15 protein-coding genes are annotated in these 15,323 nt (G+C 71.2%); 5 read left to right on the forward strand and 10 right to left on the reverse strand.

All coding sequences use genetic code 11. The annotated features are described in order from the left end of the window. Positions 1-12: 12 nt before the first annotated feature. Positions 13-474 (reverse strand): MarR family winged helix-turn-helix transcriptional regulator, encoded by a 462-nt coding sequence (locus ACNF49_RS08355; RefSeq protein ID WP_482943292.1) that lies wholly within the window; start codon positions 472-474, stop codon positions 13-15. 155 nt (positions 475-629) lie between these two features. On the opposite strand from ACNF49_RS08355, the gene ACNF49_RS08360 reads away from it, so the two are divergent. After that, positions 630-2,399 carry an alpha-amylase family protein gene (locus ACNF49_RS08360; protein WP_482943293.1) on the forward strand — a complete coding sequence of 590 codons (1,770 nt, stop codon included), beginning with the start codon at positions 630-632 and terminating at the stop codon, positions 2,397-2,399. Here ACNF49_RS08360 and ACNF49_RS08365 read toward each other — a convergent pair. Beyond that, on the reverse strand, positions 2,381-2,971 hold the full coding sequence (locus ACNF49_RS08365; RefSeq protein WP_357976313.1) for a TetR/AcrR family transcriptional regulator: 591 nt from the start codon (positions 2,969-2,971) through the stop codon (positions 2,381-2,383). The two genes, ACNF49_RS08360 and ACNF49_RS08365, sit on opposite strands and share 19 nt — an antisense overlap. Positions 2,972-3,038: 67 nt before the next feature. Here ACNF49_RS08365 and ACNF49_RS08370 point away from each other — a divergent pair, with 67 nt between their 5' ends. From ACNF49_RS08370 to ACNF49_RS08380, 3 genes are read left to right on the forward strand one after another with little or no spacing between them, the layout of a single operon-like run. Further along, positions 3,039-3,761, forward strand: coding sequence for an SDR family NAD(P)-dependent oxidoreductase (locus ACNF49_RS08370; protein WP_482943294.1), 723 nt, complete (start codon positions 3,039-3,041; stop codon positions 3,759-3,761). A 10-nt stretch (positions 3,762-3,771) separates the two neighbouring features. Beyond that, positions 3,772-4,509: an alpha/beta fold hydrolase gene (locus ACNF49_RS08375; RefSeq protein WP_482943295.1), complete on the forward strand. Its 738-nt coding sequence runs from the start codon at positions 3,772-3,774 to the stop codon at positions 4,507-4,509. A gap of 60 nt (positions 4,510-4,569) precedes the next feature. Beyond that, positions 4,570-6,321 (forward strand): bifunctional metallophosphatase/5'-nucleotidase, encoded by a 1,752-nt coding sequence (locus ACNF49_RS08380; RefSeq protein WP_482943296.1) that lies wholly within the window; start codon positions 4,570-4,572, stop codon positions 6,319-6,321. A 41-nt stretch (positions 6,322-6,362) separates the two neighbouring features. On the opposite strand, the gene ACNF49_RS08385 is transcribed toward ACNF49_RS08380, so the two are convergent. The 4 genes from ACNF49_RS08385 to ACNF49_RS08400 form a co-directional block, all read right to left on the reverse strand. After that, a complete protein-coding gene (locus tag ACNF49_RS08385; RefSeq protein ID WP_482943297.1) occupies positions 6,363-7,103 on the reverse strand; it encodes a cytochrome d ubiquinol oxidase subunit II in 741 nt (246 codons plus the stop codon). An 11-nt stretch (positions 7,104-7,114) separates the two neighbouring features. Then, positions 7,115-8,365 (reverse strand): cytochrome ubiquinol oxidase subunit I, encoded by a 1,251-nt coding sequence (locus tag ACNF49_RS08390; protein WP_482943298.1) that lies wholly within the window; start codon positions 8,363-8,365, stop codon positions 7,115-7,117. A gap of 97 nt (positions 8,366-8,462) precedes the next feature. Beyond that, positions 8,463-9,131, reverse strand: coding sequence for a response regulator (locus tag ACNF49_RS08395; protein WP_357976331.1), 669 nt, complete (start codon positions 9,129-9,131; stop codon positions 8,463-8,465). Further along, complete coding sequence (locus ACNF49_RS08400; RefSeq protein ID WP_482943299.1) at positions 9,128-10,249, reverse strand: sensor histidine kinase; 1,122 nt, start codon at positions 10,247-10,249, stop codon at positions 9,128-9,130. Before ACNF49_RS08400 ends, ACNF49_RS08395 begins: the two co-directional genes overlap by 4 nt. Positions 10,250-10,296: 47 nt before the next feature. Here ACNF49_RS08400 and ACNF49_RS08405 point away from each other — a divergent pair, with 47 nt between their 5' ends. Continuing rightward, complete coding sequence (locus ACNF49_RS08405; protein WP_357976336.1) at positions 10,297-10,512, forward strand: hypothetical protein; 216 nt, start codon at positions 10,297-10,299, stop codon at positions 10,510-10,512. Between the two features lie 3 nt (positions 10,513-10,515). Here the strand turns inward: ACNF49_RS08405 and ACNF49_RS08410 are convergent, their stop codons facing one another. The 4 genes from ACNF49_RS08410 to ACNF49_RS08425 form a co-directional block, all read right to left on the reverse strand. Then, complete coding sequence (locus tag ACNF49_RS08410; RefSeq protein ID WP_482943300.1) at positions 10,516-11,427, reverse strand: fatty acid desaturase family protein; 912 nt, start codon at positions 11,425-11,427, stop codon at positions 10,516-10,518. A 277-nt stretch (positions 11,428-11,704) separates the two neighbouring features. Continuing rightward, positions 11,705-14,599 carry an AfsR/SARP family transcriptional regulator gene (locus tag ACNF49_RS08415; protein ID WP_482943301.1) on the reverse strand — a complete coding sequence of 965 codons (2,895 nt, stop codon included), beginning with the start codon at positions 14,597-14,599 and terminating at the stop codon, positions 11,705-11,707. An 86-nt stretch (positions 14,600-14,685) separates the two neighbouring features. After that, on the reverse strand, positions 14,686-14,898 hold the full coding sequence (locus ACNF49_RS08420) for a hypothetical protein (RefSeq protein ID WP_352323140.1): 213 nt from the start codon (positions 14,896-14,898) through the stop codon (positions 14,686-14,688). An 82-nt stretch (positions 14,899-14,980) separates the two neighbouring features. After that, positions 14,981-15,298: a DUF3140 domain-containing protein gene (locus ACNF49_RS08425; protein WP_357976345.1), complete on the reverse strand. Its 318-nt coding sequence runs from the start codon at positions 15,296-15,298 to the stop codon at positions 14,981-14,983. Positions 15,299-15,323: the final 25 nt, after the last annotated feature.

A 15,323-nucleotide genomic window follows, 5' to 3' on the forward strand; every position in this document is an offset into this window, starting at 1 on the left:
CGCGGGCGGCGGTCAGGGGGTGTCGGCGCGCTCGATGAAGACCGTCGGGGCGTTGTTGTCCCGCACCAGGCGGGAGAGCAGGTCGGCGAGCGTGGCGCGCTCGGCCTCGTCGAGCCCGGACGGAAGGTCGTCGATGCGCCGGCACGCCTCGGTGTAGAACTCGTCGGCGAGCTTGGCGCCCTCGTCGGTCAGCGTGACCTGGACGGCGCGCCGGTCGGCGGGGTTGGGCTCGCGGCGGACCATGCCGCGCTGCGCGGTGCGGTCGACCAGCTCGGTGAGGCTGGACTTGGCCAGGCGCAACATCGCGCCCAGCTCGCTCATCCCGTACGGCTGGGCCATCAGCACGCACAGGAGCTGACCCTGCTGGGAGGTCAGCCCGTACGCGCGGGCGGACTCGGCGTAGACGGCGTTGACCAGGAAGGTCGAGCGCACCAGCGCGGAGACGACTCCCAGCTGCTCCTCGGGCTTGGCCATGAGATCAGCCTAACATCAGTTCGGCTACCGAACTAATGGCCGCGGACGGCTGCTCGGGTTCGGCGATGCCCTCGTAGCCCGAGGTCACGGGATTAGAACCGGACGCAAACCCCCAAAAGGACATTTCTTCTGCGCGGGTGGGTAGCAGGGCCGCCATGCGACTGACGTACACCTCCGACGTCTGGTGGAAGAACGCCGTCGTGTACTGCCTGGACGTGGAGACGTTCAAGGACGGTAACGGCGACGGTGTGGGCGACTTCCGCGGCTTGACCCAGCAGATCGACTACCTTGCGGGTCTCGGCGTGACCTGCCTCTGGTTGATGCCGTTCTTCCCCACCCCCAACCGGGACGACGGTTACGACATCACCGACTTCTACAGCATCGATCCCCGGCTGGGGACCTTGGGCGACTTCGTGGAGTTCATGCGGACCGCCAACGACCGGGGCCTGCGGGTGATCGCGGACCTGGTCGTCAACCACACCTCGGACCAGCACCCCTGGTTCAAGGAGTCGCGCAAGAGCAAGGACTCGCCGATGCGCGACTGGTACGTCTGGTCCGACACCCCCGAACCCGACGATCCGAAACAGGTGGTCTTCCCCGACAAGGAGGACTCCATCTGGCAGTACGACAAGGGCAGCGGCCAGTACTACCTGCACAGCTTCTACCGTCACCAGCCTGATCTGAACGTCGGCAACCCCGAGGTCAGGGACGAGATCACCCGCATCCTCGGCTTCTGGATGGAGCTCGGGCTGTCGGGCTTCCGCGTGGACGCGGTGCCGTTCCTCATCGAGAACGTCAACCCCAAGCTGGCCGACCCGCACGAGTTCCTGGCCGATCTGCGGGCCTTCATGACCAGGCGCAAGGGCGGCTCGATCCTGCTGGGCGAGGTCAACCTGCCCTACAAGGAGTTACTGCGGTACTTCGGTGAAGGGCTCGGTGACCAGATCACCATGTGCTTCGACTTCATCGGCATGCAGAACAGCTGGCTCTCCTTCGCCCGTAACAACGCCCGCCCCCTGATGGACGCCCTGCAGGAACGCCCCCGGGCCCCCAAGGACTGTCAATGGGCGATGTTCCTCCGCAACCATGACGAACTGACCCTCGACAAGCTCACCGACGAGGAACGCCAGGAGATCTTCGAGGCGTTCGGCCCCGAGAAGGACATGCAGATCTTCGGCCGCGGGCTGCGCCGGCGGCTGCCCACGATGTTCGGCGGCGACCTGCGGCGCATCAAGATGGCCTACAGCCTGCTGTTCTCCCTTCCGGGGACCCCCGTGATCTTCTACGGCGAGGAGATCGGCATGGGGGAGAACCTGGACGAGGAAGGGCGGATGGCCGTCCGCATCCCCATGCAGTGGTCCGAGGACGGCGGCTTCAGCCAGCAGGAGAAGACGGTCCGCGAGATCCCCGAGGGCTCCTTCGCGCCCGACCGGGTCAACGTGGCCGACCAGAAACGCGACACCGACTCGCTGCTGCGCTGGTTCCAGCTCCTCATCGAGCGGTACCGCGAGTGTCCTGAGCTGGCGTGGGGGCAGTACACGGTGCTGGACACCGGCGACGACGCGATCTTCTCGCACCGCTGCGACGCCGACGGCGCGACGGTCGTGGTCGCCCACAACCTGTGCGACACGGCCAAGGACGTCGACCTGCGGCTGGACGGCCTGGAGAACTGCGACCTCACGGACCTGCTGGTGGACGGCACGATCAAGGTGTCGGCCGACGGCACGGCCAAACTCGCGCTGGGACCGCACGGCTGCCGCTGGCTGCGCGCCTCGCCCCCGAACTGCCCCCGGAGGACGCGGGCGTCATGTCGCAATGAGGCCGGACGGCCGCGCGGCCGAAGCCTCCATGAGCCGCGGGCCGAGGCTTTCGCGAGCCGGACGGCCGCGCGGCTTTCGCGCGGTCGTCAGGGCGGGGGCGGGTAGGCCGCCATGGCGAGTTCGGCGACGCTCAGCAGGCCGGCGTAGGAGGCGCCGTCGCGTGACTGCGTGGACATGCCCTGGATCACCGACGCGAAGAAGGTGGCCAGGGCTTCCGTGTCGGTGCCGGGGGCCAGTCGGCCGGCCGCCACGTCGTCGTCCACGCGCTTCCTGATCGCCGCCTTCGCCGCCTCCCTGAACCCGCGCAACAACTCCTCCACGTCGGCGGACTCCGGCCCGCAGTTGACCGCGGCGGTGATGATCAGGCAGCCGGGCGGGTGGTCCGCGTTCGTGTACTCGGCGGCCGACTCGCGCAGCACGCGTTCGACGGCCCGCCGGCCGGTGGGCTCCTCGGCGAGCGCCCTGGTGGTGAACGCGCCGTGGGTGAGCTGGTAGCGGCGCACCGCCTCCTCGAACAGCCGCCGTTTGTCGCCGAAGGCCGCGTACAGGCTGGGGGGCCTGATGCCCATCGCGGCGGTCAGCGCCGCGATCGAGGTCGCCTCGTAGCCGTGCTCCCAGAACGCGCGCAGCGCGCTCTCCAGCGCCGCGTCCCTGTCGAATGCCCGCTGCCTTGCCATGCGCCCATTCTATAGCGATCGCTATGTTATGGTTTCTGTATCGATCGCTACAGAAAGGATTCGAGCGATGAGGACTGCCCTGGTGACCGGCGGCGGGAGAGGCATCGGCCGGGCCATCGCGCTGCGCCTGGCTAAGGACGGGTTCCGCGTGATCGTGAACTACGCCGGAGACGCCGCCGCGGCCGAGGAGGTCGTCGGGCTGATCGGCGCGAACGCCGTGGCCGTGCGGGCCGACCTGGGCGTGCCCGAGGAGGTGGAGCGGCTCGCCCGCCGGGTGGCCGAGGAGACCGACGTGCTCGACGTGCTGGTCAACAACGCCGGCATCGGCCTGTCCAAGCCCCTCGCGCAGGAGACGGAGGAGAGCTACGACCGGATGTTCGCGGTCAACGTCAAGGGCCTGTTCTTCCTCACCCGGCGGGTGCTGCCGCTGATCCCCGACGGCGGCCGCATCGTGAACATCACCTCCGGCGCGACCCGCATCGCCTTCCCCGAGGGCATCGCGTACGCGATGACCAAGGGCGCGGTGCAGGTGTTCACGCTGGCCCTGGCCAAGGAGCTGGGGCCGCGCGGCATCACGGTCAACAACGTCGCGCCCGGCATCATCGACACCGACGTCAACGCGGGCTGGCTGAGCGACCCCGAGGCCCGCGCGTACGCGGCGAGCAGGCACGCGCTCAACCGCATCGGCGAGCCCGGCGAGATCGCGGACGTGGTCGCGTTCGCCGCCTCGCCCGGAGCGAGCTTCATCACCGGCACCACCCTCGACGCCACCGGCGGCGGAAACCTCTAGGAGACACCTCATGCCCACGGTCATCCACGACGGCGGACACGTGCACTTCAACCGGGCGGGCAGCGGCCCCGGCCTGGTCATGGTGCACGGCACCGGCGGCGACGCCGCCACCAACTACGGCCACCTCGTCCAGAACTTCACCGACATCCGCACGGTGATCACCCCCGACTACGCGGGCAGCGGCGAGACCGCCGACCCCGGCGGCGACCTCACGCTCGACCTGCTGATCGAGCAGGTCGCGGCGACCTTCCCCGAGGGCGGCCCGTCCGACCTGGTCGGCTTCTCGCTGGGCGCGGTGGTGGCGGCGGGGATCGCCGCCCGGTATCCCGAGCGGGTCAGGCGGCTGGTGCTGATCGCGGGCTGGACGCACGCCGACGACCCCCGGCTCCGGCTCGGCCTGCGGACCTGGGCCCGGCTGGCGGCCACCGACCCCGAGAGCTTCGCGGCGTACGGCCCGCTGGTCGGCTTCAGCCCGGCCTTCGTGAGCGGCCTGGGCGAGGACGGCCTGAAGGCCATGATGGCCGGCGACCCGCCCCCGGGACGGTACGCCAGATCGAGCTGGACCTCAGGACCGACATCAGGGACCTGCTCCCGAGCATCACCGCGCCCACGCTGGTCGTCGGCTGCACGCAGGACCACCTCGTCCCGGTCGGGCACGCCCGCGCCCTGCACGCCGCGCTGCCCGGCAGCCGTTACGCCGAGCTGGACAGCGGGCATGTGGTGCTACACGAACGTCCCGAAGAGGTGACAGCCTTGATCCGCGATTTCGTAACCAACGAGTAATTTGTCCTGGTTACCCTCCAGGCACATGCAGACCAAGAAGCTCGCCGCCACAGGGGCCGCCGCGCTGACCGCGCTGGCCCTGGTGGCGCTTCCCGCCCACGCGAGCGGGGACAAGAGCGTCACCGTCACCGTGATGGGGACGTCGGACATCCACAGCAACGCCCTCAACTGGGACTACTTCAAGGACGCCGCCTACGCCGACAAGCAGGGCAACACCATCGGCCTGGCCCAGGTGTCGTCGCTGGTCAACAAGGTCAGGGCCGAGCGCGGGGCGGACCACACGCTGCTGTTCGACTCGGGTGACACGATCCAGGGCACGCCCCTGGCCTACTACTACGCCAAGGTCGAGCCGATCACCGAGACCGGGCAGACCCACCCGATGGCCAAGGCCATGAACGCCATCGGCTATGACGCCGTCACCCTCGGGAACCACGAGTTCAACTACGGTCTGCCGCTGCTGGCCACCTGGATCAGGCAGATGCGGGCGCCGGTGCTGGGCGCCAACGCCGTGCACGCCGGGAGCGGGCTGCCGGCGTACCGGCCGTTCGTGATCAAGACCATGAAGGTCAAGGGCGAAAAGCCGATCAAGGTCGGCGTGCTCGGGCTGACCAACCCGGGTGTGGCCATCTGGGACAAGGCGAACGTCGAGGGCAAGCTGCGCTTCACCGACCTGGTCGAGTCGGCCAGGAAGTGGGTGCCGGTCATCCGCGGCCTCGGCGCGGACGTGGTCGTGGTGACCGCGCACGCGGGCGACAGCGGCATGTCCTCCTACGGCACCGACCTGCCCGTGGAGAACGCCTCGGCGCTGGTCGCCGAGCAGGTGCCGGGCATCGACGCGGTGCTGTTCGGGCACGCGCACAACGAGGTCGCCCAGCGCTTCGTGACGAACAAGGCCACCGGGCAGCAGGTGCTGCTCACCGAGCCGGGCAAGTGGGGCCAGCGCCTGTCGCGGCTCGACTTCACCCTCACCAAGCAGCGCGGCAAGTGGGTCGTCACCGGCAAGAGCTCAAACACGCTCAACACCAACACGGTGACGGCGGACCCGAAGATCGTCTCGCTGCTCAAGCCGCAGCACGACACCACGGTCGGCTACGTCAACAAGGTCGTCGCCAAGTCGGCCGAGGAGCTGTCGGCGGCCGAGTCGCCGTACAAGGACACGCCGATCCTCGACTACATCCAGCAGGTGCAGACCGAGACCGTGAAGGCCGCCCTGCCGGGCAACACGCTGCCGGTGCTCTCGATCGCCGCGCCGTTCAGCCGCACCGCCGTCTTCCCCGCCGGTGACGTGCGGGTCAGGGACGTGGCCGGGCTCTACGTCTACGACAACACGCTGCTGGCGATCAAGCTGACCGGCGCCCAGATCAAGGACTACCTGGAGTACTCGGCCCGGTACTTCAACCAGCTCAACCCGGGCGACCCGGTGGACGTCACCAAGCTGACCAACGCCGGCAACACCCCCGACTACAACTACGACCAGCTCTCGGGCGTCTCCTACGACATCGACGTGGCCAAGCCCGCCGGGCAGCGCATCGCCAACCTCAGCTTCGAGGGCGCGCCGATCCCGGCCGGCAAGGAGTTCGTGGTCGCGATCAACAACTACCGCCAGTCGGGCGGCGGCGGCTTCCCGCACGTCACCACCGCTCCCGTGCTGTACAACGCGCAGGTGGAGATCCGCCAGGCGCTGATCGAGTACGCCACCGCCAAGGGCACGATCAACCCCGCCGACTTCGCCTCCGCCAACTGGCGGCTGACCCGCGACGGGGCTCCGCTGTTCTGACCTGACGCCAGGCGGGCGCTCCAGACCGGTCACCCGCCTGGTCACAGGTACGAGGGCCCGCTCACCCGGTGCCTGAACGTCCACCACACCCACCCCTGCGAGGCCACCAGCAGCGGGATCAGGACGAGGACCACCGGCACCAGCAGCGCCCCCGACGACCCCGCCACCAGCGGCAGCCGCAGCCCGGCCAGCACCCCGACCACCAGCAGCGCACCGGCCGTCAGCGCGTATGTGCGGCCCTCGCCCGCCTCGCCGGACAACACCCCGGCCCGCTCCCGCAACGATCCGCGCAGCCGCAGCGCCGCGAACGCCAGCCCGTGCACCGCGAACAGCGCCGCCACCACCAGCGCGGCCAGCAGCACGAGCGGCCCCTGGATGCCGAGCAGCACCTCGGCCAGCAGCAGCCCCCAGCTCAGCGCCAGCCCCCAGCTCCCGGCCACGATCCCGCCGTCCCAGAACGCCTGCCAGCGCGCGCCGGGCACGCGACCCCGCAGCCACAGGCCCATGTCCCTGACCACCCACGAGACGAGCAGCGCGACGACCACCGCGTAGTTGCCGCTCAGGAGGTGGCCCTCCAGGTCGGGGAAGAGCCCCGCGAGCACGCCGGCCGTGGCCACCAGCCACACCTCGTTGCCGAGGAAGAAGGGCGCGATCGCGGCGATCACCTCGCGCCGCTCGCCCGCCGACCGCCCGAGGTACGGCAGCGCCATGCCGACCCCGATGTCGGCCCCGCCCAGCACGAGATAGCCGAGGGCGAAGAAGGCCAGGACGAAGATCTCCATGATCGGCTCCTTCAGAAGGCGGGGACGGGGACGGGCGTCTCGGCCGGAAGGGCGCCGAGCGCGACCGCGCCGGGCCCGCGTCCGGCCGCCCGGGCCAGCAGCCAGTAGTTGACCGCGATCAGCACCGTGAACACCGACACGAACGCCGTCAGCGACAGCCGCATCTGGCCCTCCGTAACCGGCGACATGGCCTCGGACGTGCGCAGCAGCCCGTAGACCACCCACGGCTGGCGCCCCATCTCGCGGAAGGTCCACCCGGCGAGCATGGTGACGAACGGCACGGGGATCATCAGCGTCAGCAGCCAGTGCCAGGCCCGGAAGCCGCGCACGACCGGCCGGAAGAACATCAGCAGCAGGCTCAGCCCCGCCACGGCGGTCATCACCACCCAGAGGATCATCATCGTGATGCCGGCCCCCTGCACCCAGCCGGTCGCAGGGAGGTAGTCGCCCGGCCCGAACCTGGCCGTCATGTCCGCCTGCACCGCGGCCAGCTGCTCGGCCCGGCCCGTCCAGGCCGCCGCCTTGGCCGGCTGGAGGGTCTGGAACCCGAGCCCGCCGAACGTCACCGTGAAGAACGAGGCCGGCAGCGCGACGCCGACGCCGATCCGCAGCGACTTCCTGAACAGGTCGTGCTCGGCCGTGCGCCTGCGCAGGTGGTAGGCGCTCACCCCGGCCATGAAGAACCCGCCGACGATCATCGCGCCGCCCATGACGTGCCCGAACGCGATCTGCGCGGCCGGGTTGGCGATCATCGCCCCGAAGTCGGTGAGCCGCAGCCTGCCGCCCTCGACGGCGTGGCCCACCGGGTTCTGCAGGAAGCCGTTGGAGATCATGATCCAGAACGCTGACGCGTACGCGGTGAGCGTGACGACCCAGATCAGCGCCAGGTGCGCCCAGCGGTTCAGCCGGTTCCAGCCGAAGATCCACAGGCCCAGGAACGTGGCCTCGACGAAGAAGGCCACCAGCGTCTCGATCGCCAGCGAGGCGCCGAAGACGTTGCCCGCGTAGTCGGTCAGCCCGCTCCACGACAGGCCGAGCTGGAACTCCATGACCAGGCCGGTGACGATGCCCATGGCGTAGTTGATGATGTAGAGCTGCCCCCAGAACCTCGTCATCCGCAGGTGGACGGGGTCGCCGCTGAAGGTGGCCCGGGTCTGGACGACGGCCACCAGCGTCGCCAGGCCGAGCGTCAGCGCGACGAAGAGGAAGTGCGCGCCCGCGGTGAACGCGAACTGCAGCCGGGCGAGGTCGACGGTGTCCATGCCGAGAGCTTGACGTCACGGCCTGCTCCGCCGCGTCATGCTCCGGTCTGCAATCCGGCGTACAACCCCGGGGCGAAGATCACTAAAGTCGTACGACTCAGGTTGTAAGCCAGCCCGGCGTGATCATCCCGGCCTCGTAGGCGACCACCACGAGCTGGGCCCTGTCGCGCACGCCGAGCTTGGTCATGATGCGGCTGACGTGCGTCTTCGCCGTGGCGGGGCTGAGCACGAGCCGGGCGGCGATCTCGTCGTTGGACAGCCCGGCCGCCACCAGGCCCATGACCTCCCGCTCGCGCTCGGTGAGCGCGTTGAGCTCGGGGCCCGGCTCGGGCCGCTTGACCCGGCCGGCGAACTCCGCGATCAGCCGCCGCGTCACCGACGGCGAGATCAGCGCGTCGCCCCTGGCCACGACCCGGACCGCGTGGATCAGCTCGGCCGGCTCGGTGTCCTTGACCAGGAACCCGCCCGCGCCCGCCCGCAGCGCGCCGTAGACGTAGTCGTCCAGGTCGAAGGTGGTCAGGATGATGACCTTGACGCCGTCGAGCCGCGGGTCGCCGGCGATGCGCCGGGTGGCCTCCAGGCCGTCGAGCTCGGGCATGCGGATGTCCATGAGCACCACGTCGGGCCGGTGCTCGTGGGCGCCCGCCACGGCCGCCGCGCCGGTGCCGGCCTCGCCGACGACCTCGATGTCGTCCTCGTCGGAGAGTATCGACCGGAATCCGGCGCGGACCAGGTTCTGGTCGTCGGCGAGCAGTACGCGGATCATCGGGCTCCGTTCAGTGGCAGGCGGGCGACGACGCGGAAGCCGCCCTCGGGGCGCGGGCCGGCCTCCAGGTCGCCGCCGAGCGCGGCAGCGCGCTCGCGCATGCCCTGCAGGCCGAAGCCGCTGCCTTCGGTGTACGTGGCGCCCGGGCCGTCGTCCTCGACCCGGATCAGGATGGTTCCTGAGGAGTTGGTGACCGAGAGGGTGGCCTTCGTCGTGCCGGAATGGCGGGCGACGTTGGTCAGCGACTCCCTGATGATGCGGGCGGCGGCCAGGTCGACCTCGGTCGGCACGGCGTCCAGCGGCCCGGACGGCTCGACGGCCACCTCCAGCCCCGACGCCGCGACCAGGTCCGGCAGCCGGGCGAGGCTGTCCGCGGGCGCGGTCGGCGCGTCCTCGTCCACCTGGCGCAGCACCCCCAGCGTGGTGCGCAGCTCGCGCAGCGTCTCCTTGCTGGTCTCCTTGATGGTCCGCAGCGCGGCCTCGGCCTTCTCGGGACGCCTGGCCAGCCCGTGCAGCGCCGCCGACGCCTGCACGTTGATCATGGAGATGTTGTGCCCGAGCACGTCGTGCAGCTCCCTGGCGATGCGCAGCCGTTCCTCGCTCTCGCGCCGCCTGGCCTCCTCCTCCTTGGAGTGCTCGGCGTCCAGCGCGCGCCGCTGCGCCTCCAGCAGGTACGCCCGGCGGTTCCTGGTGACCCCGCCGAACGCGATCGCGGCCACCACCCAACCGGTGATCGCGCCGAACATGCTGTCGTCCACATGCCTGGACCCGTGGGCCTCGCCGAACCCCATCGCCAGCAGCACGGCGGCCCCGGTGGCGATCGCGGCGACCAGCCGTCCCTGGTCGGCGGCGGTGTAGAGGGCCACGAACACCAGCACGACCAGCGGCCCGTCGAACCGGGCGAGCGGATAGTAGGCGGACACCGCCACGACGACCACGACCAGCGAGGTGACGGGAAGGCGCCGCCGCAACAGCAGCGCGCCGCACGACACGATCGGCAGCACCACGTCGAGCACGCTCGCGGACTGCTCGCTCCTGAGCCCGGCGACCAGGGTGCCGGCGAGCGCGACGGTGATCACCGCGAGGGACACCGTGCTGCTCGCCGACAATCTAGGCATGTGCTCCATTTTGTATGGTCGTGCGAGTGATGGGGTAGTTGACCGAGATGAGTACCAAGGATGAGCTCCGGCAGGTCGAAGAGGACCTGGCCCGGCTGAAGGCGGAGAACCAGGACGTGCGCGACCAGGTGGGCACCATGGGCGCGACCGACCAGATCGAGACCGCGGCCATGATCGCCCAGGCCGACGAGCAGGCCGAGCTGATCGCCGACCTCGAACGACGCCGTGCCGACCTGGAGAGGCGGGTCGAGGAGGAGGGCTGAGGCTCAGCGGCGCAGCGGAGCGCCCACCTCGTGCAGGTGGCGCAGGGCCTGGCCGTAGGAGGCGAAGAGCCCGGTCTGCAGGTAGCTGACGCCGACCTCGGCGCAGTAGCTCTCGACGATGGGCTGCGCCTTGCGCAGGTTGGGCGCGGGCATGTTCGGGAACAGGTGGTGCTCGATCTGGTAGTTGAGCTGGCCGAGCGCCACGTCGGTGAACAGGCCGCCCCTGACGTTGCGGGAGGTCAGCACCTGCTTGCGAAGGAAGTCCAGCTTGTCGTCCTTGGTCAGGACGGGCATGCCCTTGTGGTTGGGCGCGAACGTGGAGCCCAGGTAAAGGCCGAACAGCCCCTGATGCACGATCAGGAACACCAGCGCCTTGCCGAACGGCAGCACGGCGAAGACCGCGCCGAAGTAGAGCACGGAGTGGGTGGTCAGCAGCGCCAGCTCGGCCCACGGCCGCTTGGCCGCCGGCGCCAGCAGCGCCTTGAAGCTGGCGATGTGCAGGTGCCAGGCCTCGAGGGTGAGCAGCGGGAAGAACAAGAGCGCCTGGTACTTCGCGACGGCACGCGGCAGGCCCGTGCTCCGCGCCACCTGGTCGTCCGACCAGACGATGACCGCGGGTGAGACGTCGGGGTCGTGGTCCTCGTGGTTGGGGTTGGCGTGGTGGCGGTTGTGCTTGCTGGTCCACCATCCCCAGCCCAGGCCGATGCCCAGGTTCCCCAGCAGGAGACCGGTCACGTCGCTCGGCCGCCGCTTCCTGAACACCTGGCGGTGGCCCAGGTCGTGGGAGACGAAGCCGATCTGTGCGAAGACCACGGCCAGCGCGACCGCGACGAGCAGTTGCCACCACGAGTCGCCCACCCAGGCGAACAACGCCCAGCAGCCGAGGTACGCGGCGACCACGATGGTGAGCCGCACCGCGTAATAGACGGGACGCCGGTCGAGGAGACCGGCGTCAGAGATTCGGCGGGCTAGTCGGGCGAAGTCACTGCCCCGGGTGTCGACCACACTTGGACTGGCCACAGATCTCCTCACATTGCGGTGGAAAGTTGCCACAACCCTGGCGTATCCGCCGCGAAACCGGAAGGTGTTCCATGGTCGTCCGGGGAGCGGCGGAGAAGGGGTTCGTCGTCGGTTTCCGTGGCCTCTTCCCCGACCATATGGCCCGGCGGCGCATGCCGCGTACGCGACGGGCTCAGTCGAGCAGGGAGAGTGCGTGCCGCTCCGGGTTCGGCAGCGCGGTTCCCCTGGTCAGGGCCTCGTGGAAGGCGTCGGGGCCGAGGGCGGAGCGACACCGTCCGTCCAGGGCGACCAGGGCGGGGTCGGCGGAGTCGCCGAGGCCGCGCAGTGCGCGGGCCGCGCCCAGCAGCTCGGCCGCCGGCCGGGGCGGCAGGTGCTCGGCCACGCCTTCCAGCACGGTCGCGCGGGCCGTCCGGTCGCCGCAGGTCTCCATCAGCTCCAGCGCCGTGCGCAGCGGCGGCCCCGGCTCCGCCACGCGGGCCAGCTCGACCTGCATGAACGCCCTGAACTGCGCGGGCCCGTCCCCGCTGCCGAGGGCCAGCGCGCGGTCGAGCAGCCGGGCCGCCCCCGACCGGTCGCCGGTGCGCCGGGCCAGCTCGGCGCGGGCGTGCAGGACCCTGGCCTGGGTCACCGCGTCCTCGGCCCGCAGCGCCGACCGCCACGCCTCCGCCAGCGTGGCGGCGGCCCCCTCGTGGTCGCCCGCCCGCGCCTTGAGCTGCCCGAGCCGGAGCAGGAACGTCATCGGGCCGAACGGCGCGTCCATCCCCGACAGCTCCGCGGCCAGGCGTCCGGGCTCCTCGGCACGGGCGAGCGCGGCGGCGAAGTCGCCCCGGTTCTCGGCGACCAGCGACAACCAGTAGAGGCAGGCCCACTGGCCCCAGCGGTCGCCGGTGCGGCGGAAGCCGTCGAGCGCCGGGCCGAGCAGGTCCTGCGCGCCGGCGACCGTGCCGTACTCGAACCGGACGATGCCGCCTACCAGCAGCGCGGCCGAGCGCGTCCACAGGTCGGGTGAGTCGCGCAGGCGTTCGACGGTGTCCTCGGTGAGCTCGACGACGTCGGCGGGCGGGCGTTGCGCGCCGCTCATGGCCCAGAAGTTCAGCGCGGCGGGATGGTCGGAGTCGAGCACCGCCGGGGTCGGCTCGCCGCCCGTGAGCACCCGGCACAGCCCGTGCGCCAGCTCGCGCCCCGGCGGTGGCACGTCCCCGACCCGGCGCAGCACGGCCGCCGCCCGCTCGCTCATCTCGCGCCGCCGTCCGCGCATGATCCACGGCCAGAACCGGGGCAGGATCAGCCGGAGCGGGTCGTCGGAGTGGCGCAGCGCGGCGTCGAGGTTGTCCTGCTCGGCGTCCAGCACCGCCAGCCAGGCGAGCTGCTCGCCGGTACGCAGGAGGGGATCGGCGGTCTCGGCCAGCCGGGTGTAGTAGCGGGCGTGGGACTGCTGGAGGGCGGGCAGGTCGGCGGCGGCGTACTGCCTGATGGTGGCCAGCATCGAGTAGCGGTCGCCGGAGACCGAGACGAGCGACTTGTCCACGAGCGAGGCGAGATCGTCCGGGTCGCCGCCGCACACCTCCGCGACGGCCTCGTACGTCGCGCCGCCGGAGAAGACGGTCAGCCCGCGCAGCAGCTCGCGCTCGCGTGCCGACAGCAGGTTCCAGCTCCAGTCGATGACGTCGCGCAACGTACGATGACGCGGCTCGGACGTACGCCCCCCGCGAAAGGCCAGCCGGTCGCCGAGCTGCCGGACCAGCACGGACACCGGCATCGTGCGCAGCCGGGCGGCGGCCAGCTCGATCGCCAGCGGGATGCCGTCGAGCTCCCGGCAGATGCGCTCGGCGTCGGCCGCGCTCACCTCCAGGCCGGGCCCGGCCGCCGCGGCCCGCGCCAGGAACAGCTCGGCGGCCTCGGGCAGCGGGCGGACGGGATGCAGCACCTCGCCGGGGATGTCGAGCGGCTCCCTGCTGGTGGCCAGGACGCGCAGCCCGGCGACCTCCGACAGCAACCACCGCGCGACCGTGGCGGCCTCCTCCACGACGTGCTCGCAGTTGTCCAGCACGATGAGCGGCGACGTGCCGCGCAGCGCCCGGACCACGTCGGTCGTCCTCAGCACGCTCTCGACCGCGGCCCGCACGCCGGTGGCGGAGGCCAGCTCCACCAGCCACACGCCGTCCGGCACGTCGAGGCCGCAGGCCGCCTCCAGCGCCAGGCGGGTCTTGCCCACGCCGCCGGGGCCGACCAGCGTGACCAGCCGCTCGTCCCGGCCGCCCAGCAGGGCGTGGAGCCGGGCGACGTCACCGGCCCGGCCGACGAAGCCGGTGAGCCGGGCGGGCAGGTTGCCCCTCGGCACGGGAGCCGGGTCGCGCAACGCCGCCATATGCGCCGCGCGCAGCTCGGGGCCGGGATCGACGCCCAGCTCGTCGGCCAGGTCGGCCCTGATCCGCGCGAAGACCTCCAGCGCCTCGCCGCGCCGCCCGCGCGCCACCAGCGCCCGCATGAGCAGGGCGTGGAACGGCTCGCGCAGCCGGTGCGCCGCGACCAGCTCCTCCAACTCGGCCACGACCCCCGGCCCGCTGTCACGTTCGCCTCGCGGCTGCCCGGATGGGGGCTCGGGCGCGGGCTCGGGCTCGGCCGCCAGGTCGGCGGTGATCGCGGCGGCCAGGGCCGTGAGGCGCAGTTCCTCCAGCCGGGCCGCGGGCGCGGCGGCGAACGCCAGCCCGGCCGCGTCCGCCAGTGCGGGCCCGCGCCACAACGCGAGCGCGCCGCGCGGGTCACCGGCCCGCACCAGCCGCTCGAACGCCGACGCGTCCACCTCGCCGGGCGGCACGTCCAGCAGGTAGCCGGCCGGGTGCGAGGAGATCAGCCCGGGTGCCTGCCGGCGGGCCCGCGACACCAGCGACTGGAGCGCCGCGGCCGGATGGTCGGGCGGCTCGCCGGGCCACAGGTCGTCGATCAGCCGGTCGGCGGTCACCACCCGGCCCGGGTCGAGCGCCAGACGGACGAGCAGGGCGCGCACGCGGGCGCCGCCGATCTCGGCCCCAGCCACCTGGAGCGGCCCCAGAACCCCGATCCGCATGCAACCACCGTACGGGCATACAAGCGTGCCGGGTTCCCGGCGGATCGCCCGCCTTCACCCGGTTCGAGCAGCCCGGAACGGTGAGCTCAGCTCTCCGAGAGGCGGTCGAAGAGGGTGAGCGCCGCCTGGCGCACCTCTTCCGGGGTCAACCCGTCGAGGGCCTGCCGCGCGTCGGCGATGTCACGCGTCGTGGCCAGCGTGATGGCCACGGACGAGGCGGCGGCGCGGTCGATCGATCCCGTCGGGGCGGCGTCGGCCAGCTGCTGGGCGCTCGCGGCGAGGTCGAGGTTGTCTCTCAACGGATCTCCTCGGACGAAGTCGGCTTCGCACATTTCATCACTTTGCGTCGCCCCACATCCACCATTTGTTGAATTCGGGACGTTATGCCCTGAGCGGGTCGTGCCCGACGGACATGAGCTCGCGCCGCGAGTCGTCGTCCGTCCGGTCGCCCATGGTCTCGACCAGCTCGATGACCTGACGCATCACGTCCAGGTCGGCCTTGGTCAGGTCGCCCTTCCGCTTGCTCAGGACGTGCAGCACGCCCCTGCCCAGCTTGTCGATGCCCATGTCGGGGTCGGGAGGGAAGCCCTCCTCGTCCGAGGCGTCGGCGAGCAGGTAGCCGCGCAGCTCCTCTGAGTTCATGTTGACCGCCCGGTGGAACTCGTCCCAGAGCGTGTCCGTGTCGAAACCCTCAGTCATATGGGCCGCCTACCCGCCCGACCCT

It is taken from the genome of Actinomadura sp. ATCC 39365, assembly GCF_054392275.1.

Coding starts and splice junctions, on each gene's coding strand:
- ACNF49_RS08380 (WP_482943296.1), top strand. CDS start 4,570: ATGCAGACCAAGAAGCTCGCCGCCACAGGGGCCGCCGCGCTGACCGCG.
- ACNF49_RS08405 (WP_357976336.1), top strand. CDS start 10,297: ATGAGTACCAAGGATGAGCTCCGGCAGGTCGAAGAGGACCTGGCCCGG.
- ACNF49_RS08385 (WP_482943297.1), bottom strand. CDS start 7,103: ATGGAGATCTTCGTCCTGGCCTTCTTCGCCCTCGGCTATCTCGTGCTG.
- ACNF49_RS08355 (WP_482943292.1), bottom strand. CDS start 474: ATGGCCAAGCCCGAGGAGCAGCTGGGAGTCGTCTCCGCGCTGGTGCGC.
- ACNF49_RS08425 (WP_357976345.1), bottom strand. CDS start 15,298: ATGACTGAGGGTTTCGACACGGACACGCTCTGGGACGAGTTCCACCGG.
- ACNF49_RS08415 (WP_482943301.1), bottom strand. CDS start 14,599: ATGCGGATCGGGGTTCTGGGGCCGCTCCAGGTGGCTGGGGCCGAGATC.
- ACNF49_RS08390 (WP_482943298.1), bottom strand. CDS start 8,365: ATGGACACCGTCGACCTCGCCCGGCTGCAGTTCGCGTTCACCGCGGGC.
- ACNF49_RS08400 (WP_482943299.1), bottom strand. CDS start 10,249: ATGCCTAGATTGTCGGCGAGCAGCACGGTGTCCCTCGCGGTGATCACC.
- ACNF49_RS08360 (WP_482943293.1), top strand. CDS start 630: ATGCGACTGACGTACACCTCCGACGTCTGGTGGAAGAACGCCGTCGTG.
- ACNF49_RS08395 (WP_357976331.1), bottom strand. CDS start 9,131: ATGATCCGCGTACTGCTCGCCGACGACCAGAACCTGGTCCGCGCCGGA.
- ACNF49_RS08365 (WP_357976313.1), bottom strand. CDS start 2,971: ATGGCAAGGCAGCGGGCATTCGACAGGGACGCGGCGCTGGAGAGCGCG.
- ACNF49_RS08370 (WP_482943294.1), top strand. CDS start 3,039: ATGAGGACTGCCCTGGTGACCGGCGGCGGGAGAGGCATCGGCCGGGCC.
- ACNF49_RS08375 (WP_482943295.1), top strand. CDS start 3,772: ATGCCCACGGTCATCCACGACGGCGGACACGTGCACTTCAACCGGGCG.